This window comes from Corallococcus sp. CA041A (assembly GCF_003612075.1).
GTDB lineage: Bacteria > Myxococcota > Myxococcia > Myxococcales > Myxococcaceae > Corallococcus > Corallococcus exiguus.
Genome location: NZ_RAWF01000098.1, coordinates 12,208 through 32,865 on the forward strand (window position 1 = coordinate 12,208; position 20,658 = coordinate 32,865).

17 protein-coding genes are annotated in these 20,658 nt (G+C 71.4%); 9 read left to right on the forward strand and 8 right to left on the reverse strand.

The annotated features are described in order from the left end of the window. Positions 1-12 precede the first annotated feature (12 nt). Positions 13-480, reverse strand: a complete 468-nt coding sequence (locus D7V77_RS18930) for a hypothetical protein (protein WP_120577689.1) — start codon at positions 478-480, stop codon at positions 13-15. A gap of 103 nt (positions 481-583) precedes the next feature. Further along, positions 584-1,276, reverse strand: coding sequence for a tetratricopeptide repeat protein (locus tag D7V77_RS18935; RefSeq protein WP_120577690.1), 693 nt, complete (start codon positions 1,274-1,276; stop codon positions 584-586). A gap of 93 nt (positions 1,277-1,369) precedes the next feature. Here D7V77_RS18935 and D7V77_RS18940 point away from each other — a divergent pair, with 93 nt between their 5' ends. From D7V77_RS18940 to cmk, 3 genes are read left to right on the forward strand one after another with little or no spacing between them, the layout of a single operon-like run. Further along, entirely contained in the window at positions 1,370-2,338 is a 969-nt protein-coding gene (locus D7V77_RS18940) for an acetyl-CoA carboxylase carboxyltransferase subunit alpha (protein WP_120577691.1), read from the forward strand. 13 nt (positions 2,339-2,351) lie between these two features. Continuing rightward, complete coding sequence (gene hisC / locus D7V77_RS18945) at positions 2,352-3,443, forward strand: histidinol-phosphate transaminase (protein WP_120577692.1); 1,092 nt, start codon at positions 2,352-2,354, stop codon at positions 3,441-3,443. Then, positions 3,440-4,135, forward strand: a complete 696-nt coding sequence (gene cmk / locus D7V77_RS18950; RefSeq protein WP_120577693.1) for a (d)CMP kinase — start codon at positions 3,440-3,442, stop codon at positions 4,133-4,135. Before hisC ends, cmk begins: the two co-directional genes overlap by 4 nt. Positions 4,136-4,558: 423 nt before the next feature. On the opposite strand, the gene D7V77_RS18955 is transcribed toward cmk, so the two are convergent. Continuing rightward, complete coding sequence (locus tag D7V77_RS18955) at positions 4,559-6,694, reverse strand: transglycosylase SLT domain-containing protein (RefSeq protein WP_120577694.1); 2,136 nt, start codon at positions 6,692-6,694, stop codon at positions 4,559-4,561. A 313-nt stretch (positions 6,695-7,007) separates the two neighbouring features. On the opposite strand from D7V77_RS18955, the gene D7V77_RS18960 reads away from it, so the two are divergent. Then, positions 7,008-7,241 (forward strand): hypothetical protein, encoded by a 234-nt coding sequence (locus tag D7V77_RS18960; protein WP_120577695.1) that lies wholly within the window; start codon positions 7,008-7,010, stop codon positions 7,239-7,241. A 117-nt stretch (positions 7,242-7,358) separates the two neighbouring features. Here the strand turns inward: D7V77_RS18960 and D7V77_RS18965 are convergent, their stop codons facing one another. Both D7V77_RS18965 and D7V77_RS18970 read right to left on the reverse strand, forming a co-directional pair. Beyond that, entirely contained in the window at positions 7,359-8,969 is a 1,611-nt protein-coding gene (locus tag D7V77_RS18965; RefSeq protein ID WP_172814104.1) for a CAP domain-containing protein, read from the reverse strand. Continuing rightward, a complete protein-coding gene (locus D7V77_RS18970) occupies positions 8,966-9,265 on the reverse strand; it encodes a DciA family protein (protein WP_120577696.1) in 300 nt (99 codons plus the stop codon). The genes D7V77_RS18965 and D7V77_RS18970 overlap by 4 nt, the downstream gene beginning before the upstream one ends. 195 nt (positions 9,266-9,460) lie before the next feature. Between D7V77_RS18970 and D7V77_RS18975 the strand changes: the two genes are divergently transcribed. Together D7V77_RS18975 and D7V77_RS18980 are read left to right on the forward strand one after the other, a co-directional pair. Next, a complete protein-coding gene (locus D7V77_RS18975; RefSeq protein ID WP_120577697.1) occupies positions 9,461-12,052 on the forward strand; it encodes a carboxypeptidase regulatory-like domain-containing protein in 2,592 nt (863 codons plus the stop codon). Positions 12,053-12,146: 94 nt separating this feature from the next. Further along, positions 12,147-13,025, forward strand: a complete 879-nt coding sequence (locus tag D7V77_RS18980) for a GGDEF domain-containing protein (RefSeq protein ID WP_120577698.1) — start codon at positions 12,147-12,149, stop codon at positions 13,023-13,025. Between the two features lie 36 nt (positions 13,026-13,061). Here the strand turns inward: D7V77_RS18980 and D7V77_RS18985 are convergent, their stop codons facing one another. Continuing rightward, complete coding sequence (locus D7V77_RS18985) at positions 13,062-15,251, reverse strand: lysophospholipid acyltransferase family protein (protein ID WP_120577699.1); 2,190 nt, start codon at positions 15,249-15,251, stop codon at positions 13,062-13,064. Continuing rightward, complete coding sequence (locus D7V77_RS18990; protein ID WP_120577700.1) at positions 15,248-16,219, reverse strand: SDR family oxidoreductase; 972 nt, start codon at positions 16,217-16,219, stop codon at positions 15,248-15,250. The genes D7V77_RS18985 and D7V77_RS18990 overlap by 4 nt, the downstream gene beginning before the upstream one ends. Positions 16,220-16,321: 102 nt before the next feature. Here D7V77_RS18990 and mutL point away from each other — a divergent pair, with 102 nt between their 5' ends. After that, positions 16,322-18,205 (forward strand): DNA mismatch repair endonuclease MutL, encoded by a 1,884-nt coding sequence (mutL, locus tag D7V77_RS18995; protein WP_120577701.1) that lies wholly within the window; start codon positions 16,322-16,324, stop codon positions 18,203-18,205. Between the two features lie 4 nt (positions 18,206-18,209). Here the strand turns inward: mutL and D7V77_RS19000 are convergent, their stop codons facing one another. Continuing rightward, positions 18,210-18,635 carry a YciI family protein gene (locus D7V77_RS19000; RefSeq protein WP_120577702.1) on the reverse strand — a complete coding sequence of 142 codons (426 nt, stop codon included), beginning with the start codon at positions 18,633-18,635 and terminating at the stop codon, positions 18,210-18,212. Positions 18,636-18,815: 180 nt separating this feature from the next. Between D7V77_RS19000 and D7V77_RS19005 the strand changes: the two genes are divergently transcribed. Then, on the forward strand, positions 18,816-19,550 hold the full coding sequence (locus tag D7V77_RS19005) for a hypothetical protein (protein ID WP_120577703.1): 735 nt from the start codon (positions 18,816-18,818) through the stop codon (positions 19,548-19,550). Positions 19,551-19,728: 178 nt separating this feature from the next. Beyond that, on the forward strand, positions 19,729-20,658 hold a 930-nt coding region (locus D7V77_RS19010), incomplete at its 3' end, for a tol-pal system YbgF family protein (RefSeq protein WP_233597099.1).

Consider the following 20,658-nt stretch of genomic DNA (forward strand, 5'->3'; position numbering starts at 1 on the left):
GCGCCGGGCTCCTCAGTGGGGGCCCGGCAGGAGCAGGGACAGCGGCAGCCGGTGGGGATTCGCCCGGCGCGCCTGTCCCAGCAGGTCCACGGCGGTCGCTTCCAGTGAGCGCACCGTCGGGGCCGCCGGCACCTGAAGGTGCTGATGGAGCACCCAGCCCGGACCCAGGAGCATCAGCGCCACCGCTGGCACGATGCACAGGGTCACCACCGCGCTGGCGCCGCCCACCGTGCCCAGTACGCGCAGCACCGGCGACGCCTGGATGCGCGGACGCTGCAGGGCCGCGAGGATGCGCGCGAAGAGGGCGCCGCCCACGAGTCCCAGCACCGCGGCCAGTCCCCAGCTCAGCCCACCCACCGGCGTCCCGAGCACCGGCTCCAGCAGCTGGGGCGCCGAGGCTCCCAGCACGAAGGCGAGGACGAAGGGCGCGACCGCGATGATGGCGGCCAGCCCCCAGTGTCTGGCGTTGAGTCTGTGCACGGCTTCCCCCTCGGCTACGGGAGGAAGGTGCTCACCGGCAGGCAGGCGCGCCAGGGCGGTGTCCCCTGGACGCGGGTAGGCGTGCACGGGACGTCACTTGGCCTCAGGCGTCGCACTCCGACGGGCTGTCGGTGAAGCCGCCCAGGGGTTCCGGGAAGGTGAGGGCGCCCGTCTCGCTGAGGGTTCCGGTGACGGGCGCGGCGTTGGGGAGCTTCACCTCCACCGTGCGGCCCTTGACGGTGTACGTGCCCGGGGTCCGGGACTCGCGGGGCGTGCCGGAGTCGTCCACGTCCCGCTTCCAGAACTCCACGCGGCCCCCGTCCTGGAACTTCAGGGCACGGACGGTGCCGTAGACGCCCACGCCGGGGCCGTACCAGGACACCGCCCGCAGGAGGGCCGGCACGTCGGCCTCCTTCTGGGGCGTGCGGCCCAGCAGCTTCTGCCAGCCGAGCGTGTCCCGGATGACGTCCAGGTCCCGGTCCTCCTTCGCCCGCTGGAGACGGCGCGCGTCCAGGCGCACGGCGGTGGCCAGCTTCTCCACGATGACGTCGCGGTGGGCGCTGTACTCGCACACCTTGCCCTGCTTGCGCAGGAGGCCCAGGGTGGCGGCGGCGTTGTAGTGGGCCAGGGCGTAGTCCGGCGTGGCCTGGGCAGCGGCCTGGAACTTCTCCAGGGCCTCTGGATAACGGCCGGACTGGTACAGCCGGAACCCCTGCGTGTTGAGGGCCCGGCCGGAAGGAGGCGCGGCCGGAGCGGCGGACAGCGTCAGGGCCAGCAGGGAGAGGGCGAGGACCATGTGGCTCCAGACGGGCGGACCTCCCGGACATTCCAGGGGGTGCGTAACCGCTTGCGCGTTGAAAGGCCTGAACCCTGGTGCTAGTTCGGCGCCATGGCAACCGGCATTGGCTACGCGCTCGACTTCGAGCGCCCGCTCATCGAGCTGGAAAAGAAGATCGAGGAGCTGAAGGTCCTCTCCACCAGCGGCACCGTGGATTTCTCCTCCGAAATCTCCAAGCTGGAGAAGAAGGCGAAGAAGCTCCAGACGGAGATCTTCAGCGACCTGACCCGCTGGCAGGTGGTGCAGCTGTCGCGCCACAGCGCGCGCCCGTACTTCCTGGACTACGTCCACTACCTCTTCACGGACTTCTTCGAGATGTGCGGCGACCGGCACTTCGGCGAGGACCCGTCCATCGTCGGTGGCTTCGCGCGCTTCGATGGCAAGACGGTGATGCTCATCGGCCATCAGAAGGGGCGCAACACCAAGGAGAACATGGCGCGCAACTTCGGCATGCCGCGCCCGGAGGGCTACCGCAAGGCGCGCAGGCTGATGGAGCTGGCCGAGCGGATGGAGAAGCCCATCCTCACCTTCGTGGACACGCCGGGCGCGTACCCGGGTATTGGCGCGGAGGAGCGCGGCCAGGCGGAGGCCATCGCCATGAACCTGGAGGTCATGAGCCGGCTGCGCGTGCCCATCATCTCCACCGTGGTGGGTGAGGGCGGCTCCGGCGGCGCGCTGGCCATCGGCGTGGGCAACCGCGTGCTGATGTTCCAGAACAGCGTCTACTCGGTCATCTCCCCGGAGGGCTGCGCCTCCATCCTCTTCCGCGACGCGACCAAGGCGGACAAGGCCGCGGACGCGATGCGCCCCACGGCGCCGGACCTGCTGGAGATGAAGATCATCGACGAGGTGATTCCGGAGCCTCCGGGCGGCGCGCACCGCGACCCGGCCAAGGCGGCGGAAGCGCTGGGCAAGACGCTGCGCAAGCACCTGGGCCAGCTGGCGGAGCTGAATCCGGACGCGCTGGTGCGCGACCGCTACGACAAGTTCCGCGCACTCGGCATGTACTCCGGCAAGTAGAGGTTCACACTTCATGCGACCGCTCGTTCCTCCCTACGTCGAGACGCTCAAGGCCTACGTTCCGGGCAAGCCCATCGAGGAGACCGAGCGGGAGTACGGCCTCAAAGGCGTCATCAAGCTGGCCTCCAACGAGAACCCGCTGGGCCCGTCGCCCCGCGCGGTGGAGGCCATGCGCAACGCCGCCGCGCAGGTGCACCTGTACCCGGACGCCACCAGCTTCCACCTGGTGCGCAAGCTGGCCGCGCACCTGGGCGTGAAGCCGGAGGAAGTGGTGCTGGGCAGCGGCTCCAACGAGCTCATCGAGCTGTTGATGCGCACGTTCACGACGCCCGAGGAGGAGATCCTCCTGTGCAAGGGCTCGTTCCCCGCGTACCGCATCTCCGCGCAGGCGCATGGCCGTGCGTTCGTGGAGGTGCCCATGCGCGAGGGCTTCCGGTACGACCTGGAGGCCATGGCCCGCGCCGTCACGCCGCGCACGCGCATGGTGTTCCTGGCCAACCCGGACAACCCCACGGGCACCACGTTCGGGCGCAAGGACCTGGAGAAGTTCCTCGCGGCGGTGCCGAAGGACGTGCTCGTCGTCCACGACGAGGCCTATGCGGAGTTCGTGGACTGGCCCGACTACGCGAGCGCGGTGGAGCTGTTCCACACGTATCCGAACCTGGTGGGGCTGCGCACCTTCAGCAAGATCCACGGGCTGGCCGGCATCCGGTTGGGCAGCGCGGTGATGGACGCGAAGCTCGCGGGCTACGTGCACCGCACGCGCATGCCGTTCAACCTGACGACGGTGGCGCAGGCGGCGGGCATGGCGGCGCTGGAGGACACGGAGCACGTGAAGCACACGCGCGAGAACAACCGCGTGGGCCTGCGCTTCTACGGAGAGGAGCTGCCGAAGCTGGGGCTCACGCTGACGGACAGCCACGCGAACTTCGTCTTCGTGGACTGCCACCGTCCGTCCGCCGAGGTGTACGAGCAGCTCTTGCGCCGGGGCGTCATCGTGCGGCCCATGGCGGGCAACGGCCACCCGAACTGCCTGCGCATCTCCGTGGGTTCTCCGGAGGAGAATGCCCGGTGCGTGGCGGCGCTGAAGGAGGTCCTGTCATGAGCACGCGTCCGTTCATCGTCGCCATCGACGGGCCGGCCGGAGCGGGCAAGTCCTCCGTGTCCAAGCTGCTCGCGAGGCGACTGGAGTTCGCGCTGGTGGACACCGGAGCCATCTACCGCTGCGTAGCGCTGATGGCCTCGCGCGAGGGCATCGCGTTCGACGACGACGCGAAGCTGGGCGAGCTGCTCGGGCGCGTGCGCATCCACTTCCAGGTGGTGGGCGAGGAGAACCACGTCTTCCTGGGCGGCGAGGACGTGTCGTCGGAGATCCGCACGCCGCCCATCTCCATGGGCGCGTCGCAGGTGTCCGGGCGGCCGGTGGTGCGCGCGGGGCTGCTGGCGCTCCAGCGGCGGCTGGCCCTGGAGGCATCGTCGGGCGCCATCCTGGAGGGCCGGGATATCGGCACGGTGGTGTTCCCGGACGCGGACGTGAAGTTCTTCCTCCAGGCGAACCCGGAAGTGCGCGCGCGCCGCCGCTTCGAGGAGCTGTTCCAGAAGGGCGTGGACAGCAGCCTGGAGGGCGTCCTCCAGGACCAGACGCGCCGCGACGCCGCGGACTCCGGTCGTGAGGTGGCGCCCCTGAAGCCCGCCGAGGACGCGGTGCACGTGGACTCCAGCAGCATGCCGCTGTCGGAGGTGGTGCAGTCGCTGGAGCTCGAAATCGAGCGCCGCCGGGCCACGCGCGGCGCCTGACGTCCGCACGCGCCGCGTCCGTCGGAAAGCCGTCCGCCCAGGTCGGAGCGTCAGCGCCTCCGGGCCTTGCGCGGCACCTGAAGTCCGCACGCGCCGCGTCCGTCGGAAAGCCGTCCGCCCAGGTCGGAGCGTCAGCGCCTCCGGGCCTTGCGCGGCACCTGAAGTCCGCACGCGCCGCGTCCGTCGGAAAGCCGTCCGCCCAGGTCGGAGCGTCAGCGCCTCCGGGCCTTGCGCGGCACCTGAAGTCCGCACGCGCCGCGTCCGTCGGAAAGCCGTCCGCCCAGGTCGGAGCGTCAGCGCCTCCGGGCCTTGCGCGGCACCTGAAGTCCGCACGCGCCGCGTCCGTCGGAAAGCCGTCCGCCCAGGTCGGAGCGTCAGCGCCGCCAGTGCTGACGCGGCGCCTGATCCGTCACAAGCCTTCCGTCAGAAGCTGACGCCGTCCGTGCTGGGCGCGGGCACCGTCATGGCCAGCCGGGCCTGGGTGCCGTCCTTCTCATAGAAGCGGTGGTAGAGGTACAGGTCCGCCACCACCTGCTTCACGTAGCCGCGCGTCTCCCGGTACGGGATGGACTCCACGAACAGGTCCAGGGGCAGGGTGCCGCGCTCCTGCGTCCATCGCACCGCCGCCTTGGGGCCCGCGTTGTAGGCCGCCGCCGCGAGGGCAGGGTGCGCGAAGCGCTTCATCAGCTGCGCCAGGTACCACGCGCCGTAGCGGATGTTGCGCTCCGGGGCGAACAGGTCCGCCGGTGCGGGCGCGGGCTCCGCCATCTTCTGCGCGATCTCCGTCGCCGTGGGCGGGATGATCTGCATCAGGCCGCGCGCGTCCGCCGCGCTCATGACCTCCGGGCGGAAGGCGCTCTCGCGGCGCATGATGGCCCACACGAGAAACGGATCCAGCGCCTGCCGCGTGGCCTCCGTCTCCACCGCCTGGGCGAACGCTCGCGGGTAGAACGCGGCCAGCGCGTCCGGTGCCTTCGCCCCGAAGGCCCGGCCCCACAGGTAGCGCGCCGCCACGACGTGCGCGTGGCCGAACTCGCCCAGCTGCAAGAGCGCGTGCGCGAACGGCAGCGCCTGGTCCGCGCCGCGCAGGCCCGAAACGCGCGACTGCACCTCGTCCGCCGCGTCACGGAAGAGGCCCGCGCGAGTCAGCGCCACCGCCAACTCCAGCTCCGGAGGGCGGGGCAGGGTGAGCTGCTTCGGAGGCTGCGGGAAGGCCGCGGGCGGCGTGCGTCCCAGCTCACGCAGCCGCTCCGTGGCGAGCAGCGCGTAGAACGAAGCGGGCGCCGCGCTGATGACGGCTTCATACGCGGGTCCCAACGTCGCCGGCTTGCCGCCGCCCAGCTCCTCCGTGCGCGCCTGCCAGTAGCGCGCCTGCGGCGCCATGCTCGTCTTCGGGTAGGCCGTCACCAGGTCGTCCAGCGCCTGGCGCGCCTTGGCGTACTGCTCCAGCCGGATGTGCGAGAGGGCGCGGAACCACATCGCCTCATCGCGGCGGCGCGAGCCCTTGTAGCGCTTCTCGTAGTCCTCGAAGGACTTCGCCGCGTCCTCGAAGCGGCCGCCCTGCAAATCCAACCACGCGGCGAAGAACGCGCCTTCCTCACCAGCCGCTTGAGAGGGATAGGCCTTGTCCAGCGCCGCCATCAGCTTGCGCGCCTTCTCGTTGTCGTCCGACTTCAGCGCCCGGCGCGCCACCACCAGCGCGGCCTCCGCGGCGATGGCCGGCGGCCCCTTGCGCGCCACCGCGAGCGCCTTCTCCGCCTCCTCGCGCTTGCCTCGCGCGAAGAGCACCTGCGCGCGCAGGAGCGCCACCTGTGCCTGGGCGGGCGCACCCTTCACCAGCCCCAGCTTCTCCGCCCTCAGGAGCTCGTCCTCGGCCCGAGACGCCGCGCCGTCGGAGAGGAAGCCCCGGGCTCGCTGGAGGTGTTCGGGCAGGGTGAGCTTCACCGCGGGCTTCAGCGTGGCCAGCTGCTCCAGCGCCTCGTCCGCGTAGGGGTGGGTGGGGAAGCGCAGCGCCACTGTCTTCAGGTCCGCCCGCAGGCCCGCCGCGTTGCCGGTGGCCGCGCGCGTCAGGGCGCGCTGGAAGAGCAGCTCCGGGGTGGGCTGCGCCGCCGCCGCGGACTCCAGCACCGGGGACGCGTCCTTGGGCCGGTGTGCGTCCAGGAGCGACTCACCCAGGCGGGCGCGGGCGCGCACGGCAAGGGCCGGGGAGGCCTTCTCCAGGGCCCGCTCGAAGTCCTTCGCCGCGCCATTGGGGTCGCCCGCGTAGAAGCGCGCCTGGCCCAGGTAGAAGGCGTGGAAGGCCTCCAGGGGCGCGGGCGGCGCGTGGCGGGTGAGCAGGTCCCGCGCCTGAACGGCGTCCCCGTCCGAAAGTACTAGAGTCCCGGCGAGCAGGCCCAGGCGGCCCGCGTCCGGGCACTTCGCCTGCTCACACGTGGCGAGCTCCGCCCGAGCGAGCGCCGCCGCGTCGGACCGGTGCAGGCGGACGGCCTCCAGCGTCGCCGGGGACTGCCCCAGCGCCACCCCCGTCACCCAACCCGCCACCCAGCCGGTCCAACTCATGTGGTTCTTCCTTTCACTTCGCGGCCTTGCGGCTTCGGAACGAGAGGTTTGCAGTCGACATTCCCCACCAGGTGGGCGGGGGTCGGTTTGACAGTCGGCCCGACAAGTCCTAGATCCCGCGCCCACGGGCTGGTCCCGCGGGGTTGTCGGCCCGTTGCGCTATCCGGAGGGAATCCTTACGTTGCGCCGCTGTTGAGCGCTACTCCGGACCGCCGTCGTGTCAGGAAGACCTGTCGTCGCAGGAAGACCTGTCGTCGGTAGCACTGCTCGTACACAGACCTCGGGGGGGGAAACAGCTCATAGGGGAGGCTCCATGAAGCCGTGTCCATCCGATCTGCAGCAGACCATCAATCCCGAAGCCGGCCCGAAGCGGGCAGGCGTCGAGACGCATCGCAACCTGAACTGCAACCACTACGACAACTGCCTCGATGAGGCCGTCCGTCGCGGCTGGCAGTCGTTCACGTGCATGAAGTGCCCGATGTACGCCAACCTCGCGCCTCCGCAGATGGGGCTCGAGGCGTACGCCACGCAGCGCCGTCCTGTCTAACCGGGACGTCTGACATGGGGCCCGTTCCACCGGGCCCGCGCGAGCTCGCACCCGGTCACGCCCGAAGCCCGGTCGTGGCCGGCGTTCGCGTCGACGTTCTCTTCCGAAGCCAACGCTTCAGGGGACCGCGGCGTAGATGACGGCCACCCAGTACTGGCCCTGGCCGAAGCGCTTGGAGTCGCCTCGCACCAGCCCCACACCCACCCGGGTGTAGGTGGCCGTGGCCAGGCTGCGTGACTCCGGCACGGCGCCCGGGTCTCCCACGACGAAGAAGTCCACCGAAGCGGTGCCCGCGTCCGGCAGCGCGGAGAACACCCGCTCGTGCAGCGGGGACGGGTCGCCGTCTCCCGCGGTGGGCTCGTCCTGCGCCTGCGCACGGCGGGCGTGGTCGCGCGCCAGCCGCTCCAGCGCCTCGCTGCGCACCAGGGGCGGCAGCTTGAGCGTGGCGCGGTGCCGGGACAGCGCGTCGTAGACATCCGACACCGGGTCCGCCGGAAGCGCCGCGCCGGGCGAGGCCGCGGTGAAGACCTCCGTGACGATGGCCTGGTCGCGGCCGTCCACCTTCTGGAAGGCCACGCCCACGCCCATGAAGCGGAACGCGGGGTCCATCAGGTTCTTGCGGTGGCCGGGGCTGTGCTCGATGCCGAAGTGCGCCGCGAGCGGACCCGCCGCCAGCCCCAGGTTCTCTCCGGCGCGTACGTAGCGCGCGCCCTCCGGGAGGCGGCGGGTGAGCGTGGAGCCGTCCGGCGCGATGTGCGCGAAGAAGCCCTCCGTCGCCATGCGCGTGCTGTAGCGCAGCGATACGTCCTCCAGCGTCGGATCCGGCGTGAGCTCCGGCAGTTGGTAGGCGCGGCGCAGGGTGTTGATGCGCTCGTAGAGGGCGGTGCGGGCCTCGGCCAGCGTGGTGGGTTCGCGCTGGGATTCCTGTCCGCCGCGCGCGGAACGGGCCCCCACCTGCACGAGGAACAGCGACGTCACCTCCGGCCCCGCGTTCGCCTGGCCCACCACCTCCACGGTGTAGCTGCCGGGGCTGTCGAAGCCCACCAGGGCGCAGAAACCATTCGTGCCGGAGGGCGCGCGGCTCAGGGCCACGGCCTCCACCTCGCCATCCGGCCGGGTGACGAAGACCTGCGGGCTCAGCAGCGGCGGCACGAGCCGGCCGCACACGCGCTTCTCCGTCCCGGCCTTGGCGATGGTCCGGGGGAAGGGGAGCACCTCCGCCTTGCGGTCCGCGACGAGCAGCACCAGCGCGGCGCGCTCGCCCAGGAAGGCCACGCCCACGCCGAAGTGGCTCACGCGCTCGTCGTTGAAGTCCGTGCGGGCGAGGAACGTCTCGATGGCGTGCGAGTGCACCCAGGCGCGGATGACCAGCACCTTCGGGGACGGATCCGCGGCGCCCGAGTCGCTGACCGCCTCCGTCAACGTGAGCAGGTCCGGGGCTCCGGTGGTGAACTCGCTCAGTGCCTCGCGCGCGAGCCTCCGGGCCGCGGCCTCCAGCGCCTTGTCGTTCGTGGGGGCGCGGCGGCCCACGCGTTCGAACTCGCGCTGCACGTGCAGCCGGGCCCGGGCCTCCTGGGCCCGGGGCGTCTCCTCCGGGACAGGGGGCGGACTGTCCTGTCCTTCCTGGGAGGGAACGGACACGGAGGCCACCGCCGGGGACGGCGGCGCGGCGGATGCGGGGAGGACGGCGGCGCCAGCGAGCAGCAATCCCAGGAGCGCGCGCCTCATCGTGACTCCAACTGGAAGACGAGCGTCTTCACGGTGCCAGCGCCCAGCTTCTCGTTGAACCGCTCGCGCAGGGAGTCGGCCTGGCGGGAGAGGACCTGAGCCCACTCGGCGCTCTCCACGGTGATGATCAGCGTGCTTCCGTCCAACTGGTGAGGACGGCTGTGGCGCGCGATGTTCTCTCCCACCGCGGCGGTCCAGAGCGGCATCAGCGACGACGCGCGGCCTGACTCTCCCGCCAGGCGCGCCAGCACCCGGGGCAGCAGGCTCTCCAAGGTCTTCGGTTCAGCGCGTGCCATCGTCGGTCCGATTCTGGAACCCCTGGCGACGGAAGCCAACCGACACTTACCTGCCCGCCCGTCTGATTTTCCCAGGACCCCGGTTCCGCCCCGGTTCCAGGCTTCCAGCGAAAGCGGTTGCGGTGCCATCGCCGGTCGCGTCGCGGGCCTTCCCCCTGTAAGGTCGGGACAAGGCCGGTCCCCCTCGGAGTTCCCATGCGTTCCATCCCCCATCCGGTCCGGTCCCCCGGCCTCGTGCTCGCATGCCTGCTGGCGTGCGCCATGGGCTGCGCGATGTCCGACATGGAGGCGCCGTTCATCCACGGGGGCTGGGCGGACGCGTTCTGCACGGTGGATCAGGACTGCGGGGATCCGGCGCTGTTCTTCTGCAACACCGCCCTGTCGCGCTGTGAGCCCTCGTGCCGGACGGACCTCGATTGTTCGGTGAAGCGCCGCGGAGAGGTGAACGCCATCGCCGCCTGTGAGTCGCAGGCGCTGGGCTGCCGTTGTGACGCCAGCCGCTGCGTTCCCGCCCTCTGCACCGGCGACAGTGACTGCGAGGACGGGGAGCTGTGCCGCGACGGCGCCTGTGGGCCGCCCCCGCCGTCGTCCACCGTAGCGGCTTGCCGCGTGGTGCCCGAGCGCATCATCGCGCCCGTGGGCACCACCCTGCGCTTCGAAGCCTGGATGTCCGATGTCACGGGCCAGCCCTTCGTCCCTCGAAACGGGCTCGCCTGGTCCGCCGTGTCCGCGCGCGTGAAGGGCGGGGGCACGGGCTCCGGGGCCACGTTCACTCTGGAGTCGGCGGGCGCGGAGGTGGAGGCGGTGGAGGCCCGGCTGGGCAACGTCACGTGCCGTGCGCGCGTCACCGTGCTGCCCCCGCATACGGCCTCGGGGCAGGTGCGGGTGGTGGTGACGGACGCGCTCACGGGCTACCCCGTCGAGGGGGCCTCGGTGGTGGTGGCGGACGCGCTGGGGGGCGCGACAGCGCGCGAGTCCACGGATGCGCTGGGCGTGGCCGTGCTGGTGGCCCGGAGCGATTCGACGGTGTCTGTCTTCCACCCGGACTTCGGCTACCTCACCGTGGCGAACTACGACATGACCGGCACGCGGGACCTGCGGCTGCCGTTGCGCCGCAACCCGGCGGACCGCGTGGGCGGAGTGCGCGCCCGGTTCACCCACCTGGCACCCGTGGGCGTGGGCGGCGCGCTGTCCCTGGGCATGGCGGGGCTGTCCGTGCCGGGGCTCCTGTCCGAGTCGGCCTCCGCCCAGGTGCAGGGATCCGATCGGGATGTGGACCTCACGCTCCGTGGGGTGACGCGCCAGTTCCAGCTGCCCGCCAGCGTCTGGGTGAACGGGCTCGGCGTCCTGCCGCCGGAGTCCGTGGATGTGCCGGGCATCTCCGGGGTGTGCGACGCGGCCCTCGCGGACGGAACGGATCCGGAGACGGCCACGCGCTCGGGGACCTGTGGCACTCGCACCGCCTGGGCCCTCACCGCCCAGGTGCCGTCCGGCGAGCTTCCGGCGGGGATGATGGATCCGGGCACGGATCCGCTGCTGCTCCTGGCGCGCGCGCTACCGCAGTCCGGGCGGTTCTCCTCCGCCGTCCAGCGCGATGTTCGCTTCCCCCTCCATGCGCCGATCGAGGGGAAGATTCCTCCCAGCGGGCCGCTCACGTCGCTGGACTTCCAGCAGGTGCCGCTGGCCTTCCCGTTCGTGGTGCGCGTCCCGCCGCTTCCACGCTTCCGCGACAGCTACCTGTCGCGCGCGCTGGTGGTGGGCTCGGTGACAGCGCCCGGACAGGGCACGGTGCCGCTGGGCCTGGGCGCCGCCGTCAACGCCAATCCGGTGGATCCGAACACGGACACGCAGCCCTTGTTGTCCTCTCCGGGCCTCGTGCGCGTGCGCATGGCGCCGGCCCATCACGGCCTGGAGGGACAGGCGTACCGGCTGGTCGCGGTCGCGTCGTCGGGAGCGCTGGGCGGTGAGGAGCCCGTGGGCCTCGCCACCAGCGCGGTGATGACCCCGCTGGATGCGCCCCACTTCGATCCAGAGGGCACGACGCCGGTGACGCTCGCGGACGCGTTCCTCGGCATCCCGGAGGGCGCCCACTACAACCCGGACGCATCGCCGTGGCACGGCCTGCTGCCGCGCGAGTGGCGGATGGACACCTCCTTGCTGGGTGCGACGATCGTGCGCGCGACCTTCACCAACGTGGCCGGCCGGCGCTGGACGGTCTGGGCGGACAGCCGCCGCTCCGTGACCGGCGTGCGCCTGCCGCTGCCTCCCTCGGGCCTGGAGGACCGCACCTTCCAGGGCGACACGGAGGGCTCGCGCGCATCGCTGTCGGTGGAGGCGTTGAACGTGGCCATGTCCGAGGGCCGTTCGACGAACCTCTCCACGCTGGCGGAGTCCGGGGGCATGGCGCCCGAACTGCTCGCCTCGTCGGTGCGCGCCGCGTCCACGCTGAACTACGGCCGGCCCCAGGTGACGTGGCTGGCACCCTCCGAGGGCGCGTCGCTGGCTCGCGGCGCCACCGTGCGCGTGCGGGTGGACGGCTTCCAGGTGGGGACGGACGCAGGCAATGGCGACGAGGGCGGGGTGCTGCTCACCGTTCGTGATGGCGGCCCGGCCTGCGACCTCTCGGTGGTGCTCGGCGACGTGGCCACGCGGTCGGGCGAGGTGGCGCTCTCCCTTCCGCCCGCCTGCTCCGGGATGGAGGTCACGCTGGTGGCGTCGCTGGTGGACGGGCTCGGGTTGCCGCTGCGGCCCGCCGTCAGCGCCGCGCGCACGGTGCGCGTGCCCTGACGTGCTGGGGTGTCAGTGCGTCTACGACCTGGCGGGGCACCCGTTCCGGCCGTGAATTCGCTTTCGCGAATTGCGCGGTGATACGTTTGGCGTCATGGGCCAGAAGGAGACGGTTGTCACCGTCATCTCGAAGATCTCCGAGCGCCCCGTCAACCTGGACGCGGCGCTGGTGGTCATCTACGGCCTGGACCTGGGGCGCAAGTACGACCTGGCGCGTGAGGAGACGCTGATCGGCCGGTCGTCCAAGGCGGACATCCAGATTGATCAGGAAGCGGTGAGCCGCAACCACGCGCGCATCACCAACACCACCAAGGGCGTGCGCATCGAGGACCTGGGGTCCACCAACGGCACGTTCGTCAATGACGACGTCGCGTCGTCGGCGCGGTCGCTGCAGAACGGCGACCTGGTGAAGATTGGCCGCACCATCTTCAAGTTCATCGCGGGCGGCAACATCGAGGCGGCGTACCACGACGAGATCTACCGGCTGACCACCATGGACGGCCTCACGCAGATCTACAACCGCCGCTACTTCGACGAGCAGCTGGACCGCGAAATCTCCCGCAGCCGCCGCTACGAGCGCACGCTGTCGCTGGTGATGTTCGACCTGGATCACTTCAAGGACGTGAACGACACGTACGGGCACCTGGCGGGCGACTCGGTGCTCAAGCAGCTGGCGTCCACGGTGCGTACGCGCATCCGGCGCGAGGACGTCTTCGCCCGCTACGGCGGTGAGGAGTTCGCGCTGCTCCTGCCGGAGATCAACCTGGCCGGTGCCCGTCAGCTCGCGGAGAAGGTGCGCAAGCTGGTGGAGCGGCAGCGCTTCGAGTTCGACAAGCAGGTCATCCCCGTCACGCTGTCGATGGGCGTGGCCGCGCTGGAGCCGCACCACCGCGAGCCCGCGGAGATGGTGCGCACGGCGGACGAGCACCTCTTCGCCGCGAAGAGCCAGGGGCGCAACCGCATCTGCGGCTGATGGCCCCCGGAGCATCGCTCGAAGCTCAGCCGGAGCTCAGCCCGTGAACACGGAGCGGCGCTCGCGCAGCAGGGCCTGGAGCATTCCCTGGATGGACTCGCGGGTGCGCTCGGTGAGCCGCTGCACTTCGCCCAGGTCGTCCGCGTCCTCCGGAGACAGTCCCTCCATGGTCAGCGGCTCGCCGAAGCGGATGGTCCACTTGGCGGGCAGCGGGCCCGGCGCGGTGAGCGGCAGCGACGGGAACCCGAGGAAGCCACTGGGGAGGCGGCCCAGCAGCGGAGACGTCTCCTCCGCGCCGACGATGGCCACCGGGACGATGGGCGCGCCGGTGCGCAGGGCCAGCTTCACGAAGCCGCCGCGGCCGAAGCGCTTGAGGCGGTAGCGCTCCGCGAACGGCTTGCTCGCGCCCTGGTAGCCCTCCGGGAAGACGACGAGCGGCCGGTGCTCATCGAGCAGCCGCAGCGCGTTCTCCGGCGAGGCGCGCACGGCGCCCAGGCGGTTGAAGAGGGTGCCGAGCATGGGCGCGTGGAAGACCTGATCCTCCACCAGCCAGCGGGTCTCGAGCAAATCCGGGCGTTCGCGCAGGAGCGCCTGCGCCATCACCAGGCCGTCGTAGGGCAGGGCGCCGGAGTGGTTGGCGACGAGGATGGAGGCGCCGCGCGGCACCTGATCCACGCCCTCCACGGAGACGCGCCAGTACTGCTCGTAGAGGAAGTCGAGGACGGGCTGGAGGCTCTCCACCAGCCCCTCGTCCTTGCCGTAGTCGTCCAACCGGCTGCCACCGCCAGTGCCCAGGCTGGTGCGCACGGCCTCCATCAGGCCGTGCATGGCGCCCACGGCGCGGCCCAGGCCGTCGCTCGCGAGCGCCTGGCCGGCGATCTCCTTCGCCAGCGAGAACATGCCCGCGGCGCGGCCCGCGAAGCCGGACGGCGGGGCCGATTCCTCCGGACGGTCGAAGCCCTGCGGATCCCGCTCCACTTCCTCCGGGAGGGGCACCTCGCCGGGGTCGCTCACGAGCGACAGGGGCCGGCGGCTGGGAGGCAGCTCGTCGTGGGACTCGTCCGGCAGCTCCACCTCCGGCTCCACGTCCGTGGGGGCGGCGCCCTCGATGATCGAGACGGAGATGTGCACGCCGTCCTCTTCGACGCGCTCGACGCCGGTGACCAGGTCGTCCTCCTCGTCCGGGTCCTCCGGCGCGGACATCCCCTCCGGGTCGCGGCGCCAGGCGTCCGCGGTCCAGAGGTCCTCGGGAGGAGGCACGTCCTTCGGGTCACGGCTCCAGGCGTCGGTGGGCCAGGCCTCCTCGCCGCCTTCGTCCAGGGCATCGCCGTCGCCAGCGGCGGACAGGGCGCGCTCCTCGGGGCTGGTGGCGTGGCGGTCCAGCACCTCGTCCACGGCGACGCCTGCGGTGGCCTCGGCCACCTGGGTCGCGACGGCGGTGGCGACCGCTCGCTCGGCGGCGTCGCCATTGCCGTCGTCCAGAACCTGCCGCACGGCGGACTCGGCCACCTCGGCGACGAGCTCCGTCGCGAGGACGCGCTCGATGTCGCGGTCCGGCCCCTTGCGTCCCTCGAACAGCTCATCCACGGCCGTCTTCGCCGCGGCCTCCGCAGCGTCCGACGCGAGGGCTTCCGTCAGGGCGCGGTCCACCGTGCGCTCCTGGGGACGCGAGCCGCGCACCTCGTCCGCGAGCACCTGGGGCCGCGACGTCCGAGGCTCGGCGGCGGGGCCCGGCACGGAGGGCTCGCGCAGGGGCGAGACCTCCTCGCCAGCGGGAGGCTCTCCTGAAGCGTGCACGGCGTCGTGGGCGCCAGGCCTCGCGGCCGGTGCCCCTCCCGAAGCGTGCGGGTCCTTCGCGGACGAACGCCCGTGCTTCGCTCCCGAGGCGTGCTCCACGTCGCGCGCGTCCTGCTCGTGCCTCGCGCTCCCGCGTCCGTCCGGGCGGGCCTCGAACATGTGGACCTTGGCGGCGGGCGTCTTCGGCGTCGCGGCGGCCTGCTTCGCCTCCGCGGCCTTGCCGCCCTTGGGCGCCTTCGCCTGGGCGCCGGACTTCGACGCGCCACCCTTGGCGCGCTTCGCCTTGCCCGCTGACTTCGCACCCTTCGCGGACTTCGACGACGCGGACTTCTTCGCGGCCTTCGGGTCGGCCGCGTCGTCCTTCGCCTCGCCCGTGCGAGGCGCGGCGCCCCGCTGGAAGGGATCATTCCCGAGGACACCCTTGGTCATGACTGGCTCCTTCTGAGCGCCGAGGCGGCGTCCCTGACATGGTGGAGGGGCACGAACCCCAGCGCGGACTCGGCGCGCTCCCCGTCCGCGACCCAGGAGTAATGCATGTAGTCGAGCAGGGCCACCGGCAACGTGCCCGCCCCCACCACCCCGAGCGCGCGAAGTGCTCCACGAAACAACGGCCCCGGCAGGGGGAGCGGTCGCGCGCCCGCCTGGCGGATGAGCCCCGACAAAGGCAACACCCCGCGCCCCACGACGTTGAACTCTCCCGCCGTGTCCGCCCGCAGGGCCAGGTGCAGTGCCCGGCCCGCGTCGTCCTCGTGGATCGCCTGCCAGAGCGGGTCGAATCCCAGGAGCGTGGGCACCACCGCGTGCGACAGCAACCGCGTCGCCGGATTGTCCAGGCTCGGGCCGAGCAGGGGAGCGAACCGCAACACGAGCGTGCGGGTGTCGGGATTGCGCTCGCGGAACGCCCGCACCTGTCCCTCCACCTCCACCTTGTCGTTCACGAAGCGGCTGTGCGGACAGCCGAACAGCGGGGAGCCCTCGCGCAGGAGCGCCGGGTTGTTGCCCCGCGCGCCGTACGTCACCGTCAGCGACGGCACCACCAGCCGGGGCAGCCGGGCGCGGCCCACCGCCGTCAGCACGTTCATGGTGCCAATGACTTCCAACTCGTGCGCCAGCGGGCCGTTGAGGATGGGCCCGAAGAGGAACGCCAGGTGGAAGAGGGCGTCCACGGGGCGCTCGGTGAGCGCGTCCGTCAGCTCACCTTCCGCGTCGTAGCGGGTGAGGTCCACCCGGTGGAACTCCACCTTGCTCATCGGGTGGGGCTCCTTCGTGTCCAGCACGAGGATGCTCTCCACGCCGGGGTCCGCTTCCAGCCTCGGCAGGAGCAGCCTGCCGTAGTCGCCACTGGCGCCTGTCACCGCGATACGCATCGGGCCCTTGCCTGCTCGGATCACTTCCATTCGCAGGGGCGGGTGTTAGCCCAGCCGTCCAGGAATGTCAGCCGCGTGTGCCCGTGATGTTCTGGACAACGTCATCCAGGTGGCGGAGGGTGGTTGATCGCCATGTCCCGAATCGCGCGCCTGAGCGACGTGCTCATCAACAAGATCGCCGCCGGTGAGGTGGTGGAGCGCCCCGCCTCCGTGGTGAAGGAGCTGTGCGAGAACTCGCTCGACGCCGGGGCCCGCACCGTGCGCGTGGAGCTGGAGGCGGGCGGCGTGGGCCGCATCACCATCTCCGACGACGGCCACGGCATGAGCCGCGAGGACGCCACGCTCTGTCTGGAGCGCCACGCCACCAGCAAGCTGCGCGAACTGGACGACCTCTTCCACATCGACTCCATGGGGTTCCGGGGCGAGGCCATCCCCGCCATCGCCTCCGTGTCCCGCTTCACGCTGCACACCGCGGAGCCGGATGCGCACGAGGGCACCAAGGTCATGGTGGAGGGCGGCGGCCCGCCCACGGTGGAGGCCGCGCCGCCCCGCGTGGGCACGGTCATCACCATCGAGGACCTGTTCTTCAACGTGCCCGCGCGCCGCAAGTTCATGCGCCAGGGCGCCACCGAGCTCAAGCACTGCGAGGAGGCCGTGGTGCGCCTGGCGCTCGCGCACCCGGAGGTCGGCTTCTTCGCCTCGCACGAGGGCAACGAGCTCTTCTCCAGCCCCGCCGCCGAACATGATCCGCGCGAGCGCATCGCCGCGGCCCTGGGCCCCGCGTCCTTCCCGCACCTGTTCCCCGTGGAGGAGCGCCGGCTGGGCGTCGTCGTCACGGGCTACCTCGCGTCGCCGGAGTACACGCTGCCCAACGCGCGCGGCCTCTACACCTTCGTCAACCGCCGCTACATCCGCGACCGCGGCCTCATCAGCACCGTGCAGCGCGCGTTCCAGGACTTCCTGCCCGCGGGCCGTCAGCCGGTGGTGGTGCTGCACATCGACGTGGAGCCCGCCGCGGTGGACGTCAACGTGCACCCGCAGAAGATGGAGGTGCGCTTCGCGGACGCCCGTGGCGTGCAGGACGCGATCAGCGCCGCCCTCTCACGCGTGCTGCGCGCGGCCCCGTGGCTGGGCTCGCCGGAAGAGCAGGCCGCGAACCCGCAGCCCCGGGACGCCGCGCACTACGCGCACGCCGTGGAGCGCTTCCTCACCCGCGCGCAGGAGGCCACCTGGGGCGCGCCGCTGCCCACCGCGATGGACGCACCAGGCCCCGACGGCTCCACGCCCGCGCGCCCGCTGACGCCGTCCTATTTCTCGCCGAACGGTGGAGCGCAGGGAAGTGCGTTCCCCGGTCCGTTCCAGGGCCCCCAGGTGCCGGGCCGCTCGCTCGGGTTCGGTGAGGCCCAGCCGCAGCTCAACGAGGCGCCGCCTCCGGGCTACTTCGCGGCGCTGCGCCCCATGGGCCTGTTGGGCAGCCGCTTCCATGTCTGCGAGGGCCCCGGCGGCACGCTGGTGGTGCTGGACCCTCACGCCGCGCTGGAGCGCGCGCGCCTCACCGCGTACCTGCGCCGGCTGGAGGACGAGACGAAGGCGCCGCCGCCGTCGCTGTTCGGCACCACGGTCGACCTGGCGCTGGCTGCGGTGAAGGCGCTGGTGGATGGCCGCGAGGCGCTGCTCAAGCTGGGCGTGGACGTGGAGCCCTTCGGTGGCACGGCGCTCGCGCTCAAGTCGGTGCCGGCGGGCCTGGAGGGCGTGGACCCTCGCGCACTTCTGGAAGCCCTGTCGCGCGCGTTGCCTCCGCGCAGCGCTCCGCTGGACGTGACGAGCCTGGCGGAGGCCGTGCGCGTGATGGCCTGTCACGCCGCGCGGCGCGCATCGTCTTCGCCGCTCACCGACGCGCAGCTGCGCGCGCTGTTGGGCGAATTGGACCGCGCGGACTTCACACCCCCGTGCACGCACGGCACGGTGGTGGTGCTGGAGATGCCGCTGCTGGAGCTGGAGCGGCGCGCTCGCTGACGGCTCAGGCCTTGGCCTTCGCCTCGACCTGCGCGCGCAGCGCCTCCTCCTTCGCGCGCAGCTCGCCGGTGGGATCGCTTTCCGCGAAGTCCTCGGCGGAGGCCACCTGGCGGATCTCCACCTCTCCCTCCTGGAAGGGGATGCGGCGCGCCCAGGCGATGGCCTCCTCGCGCGACTTCACCTCGATGATCCAGAAGCCGGCGACCAGCTCCTTCGTCTCCGAGAAGGGACCATCCGTCACCGTGCTCCCCGTCTTGGAGAACGCCACGCGGGCGCCCTTGGAGCTGGGGTGCAGCCCTTCACCCGCGAGAAGGATGCCGGCCTTCACCAGCTCCTCGTTGTACTTGCCCATCTCGGTCAGCTCCTCCGTCGAGGGCATGCGACCGGTCTCGCTGTCGGTGTTGGCCTTGACGATCATCATGAAGCGCATGGGGAGTTCTCCTGGAACGTCGGGTTCACAATGGCGACGAATGGTAGGGCGCGAAATCGACACGGTGGGGGACGGCCGGAAAATTGACGCGGCATGGCCCCCGGATACGGTGTGCGACACGCCTGTAGCACCGGGCCGCGAGCGCCCGTGCCGGCAGAAAGCCCCGGGATCCGCGCCTTGATGCTCCGCCGTCTGCCGCTCGTCTTCGCCCTCGTCGCCGCGCCAGCCCTCGCCCTTGCCCAGGATGACGGTGATTGGAGCGCGGGGCGGGCTCCCGCCAACCTGGACGGCGTGGGCCGCATCACCGTGCAGGCCGGCTACCGCCTCACCTCCAACGGCACGCTCTACGACGCCTGGTATGGCGCCAAGGGGCCGGGCAACGGCCTGGAGCGCGCGCCGGAGTCCTCGGGTGGTCCGTTCGGCGTGGCCTCGTTCGCTTACGCGGTGTCGGACCTGGTGGAGGTGGGCATCGACCTGTTCGGCACCGCGCAGAACCTGCGCCTGTCCGAGCCCGGGGCCGACGGCACCGTGTCCCGCAAGGTCAGCACCGTGTCGTACGGCGCGCTCCTCGGCCTGCGCTTCCAGGGCGTGCTCGACATCGGACCGCAGGGGTTGGTGCCCTTCGCGGGCGTGCTCACGGGGCCCACGGTCGTCTCCTCGACGCGCGAGGGCTCGTCCCTCAAGGAGAATGTCACCCAGGCCTGGGTGGGCTCGCTCGGCGCCACGCTTCGCCTGTCCGCGGAGTGGGGTATCACCGCTGAATACCGCCTCATGTTCCTGCGCGGCCCCGTGGAGTCTCCAGACGCGGCGAAGTGGCCCGGGCCCTTCAGTTTCAGCCACGGAGGCAGTTGGTTCGGGCTCGGTGTGACGTATACGTTCCCGCCGAATCCGTCCCGCCCGATGGCCTCGTTCTAGAGGCTCGGGAAAGTTCCAAGACGAAAGCAGGCGAGCGCGCGCGGAGCAGGGACTTTCGGGGAATGGTGGCCACCAAGGGCCCTGTTTGGGAGCGGAAAAAGAACCCGCCCCTCATCCCGGAGAGTCCCCTAGCATGCGTGAGTCGGCCGAAGTCATTTCCGGTCCCAGGAAGATGTCCATGCCCCCCTCTGAACAGCCGAAGACTGACCTCGAGAAGGAACTCTCCGAACTCCGCCGCGAGGTCATCGAGTCGCGCAACCTCGTCATCAAGACGGACAACCTGCTGAAGAACCTCCATGCGGAGGTGAAGGCGGTGGGCAAGCGCCACGAGGACTTCCAGAAGCGGCAATGGCTCTCCTCGGCGGTGGCCTACACGCTCTTCGCGGTTCTGGCGGTCGGTGGCGCGGTGCTGGTGAACGGCGCTCGCAGCTCCAGCAACACCAACGAGCGCGAGCGGCTGGAGAAGCAGGTCGCGGACCTCTCCGGGCAACTGGAGAAGCAGCGCGCGGACTCCACCTCGCACCTGACGGCCCAGCGCGCCGCCAACGAGGTCTACAAGATGATGACCACGCTGCCGGGCGACGAGCGCCTCAAGGGCATCGACGCGCTGGTGAAGCTGGACACGCAGAAGCTGTCCTCGCTGGAGCGCCAGGCCCTCAACGACCGCGCCGCCATCCTGCGCCGTGAGACGGGCGACGCCGCCCTGGAGCGCGGGAAGATCGCCTTCCGCAAGAACGAGATGCCCGCCGTGGTGGAGAACCTGTCGCGCTTCCTGGCGATGAACCCGCAGGAGGCGGACGCGCTGGACGCGTCCTTCTTCCTGGGCACCGCCTACAACCAGCTGCGTCAGCACGAGAAGGCCGTGCCGCTGCTGGCCCGCTTCGTGGAAGGCGACAAGAAGTCCAAGACGCGCGACTACGCCATGCTGCTGCTCGCCCAGTCGTACCAGGAGACGGGCGCGTTCGATAAGGCGGCGGACACGGTGCGCGACGCGCTGGCCACGTACCCGGCCACCCAGTACCTGTCGCAGTTCCGCGGCCGTCTGAACTCCGCCAAGCGCGCCGCCTCCGGTGGCGACGCCGCAGCGGTGCCCGCCGCCGCCCCGGCC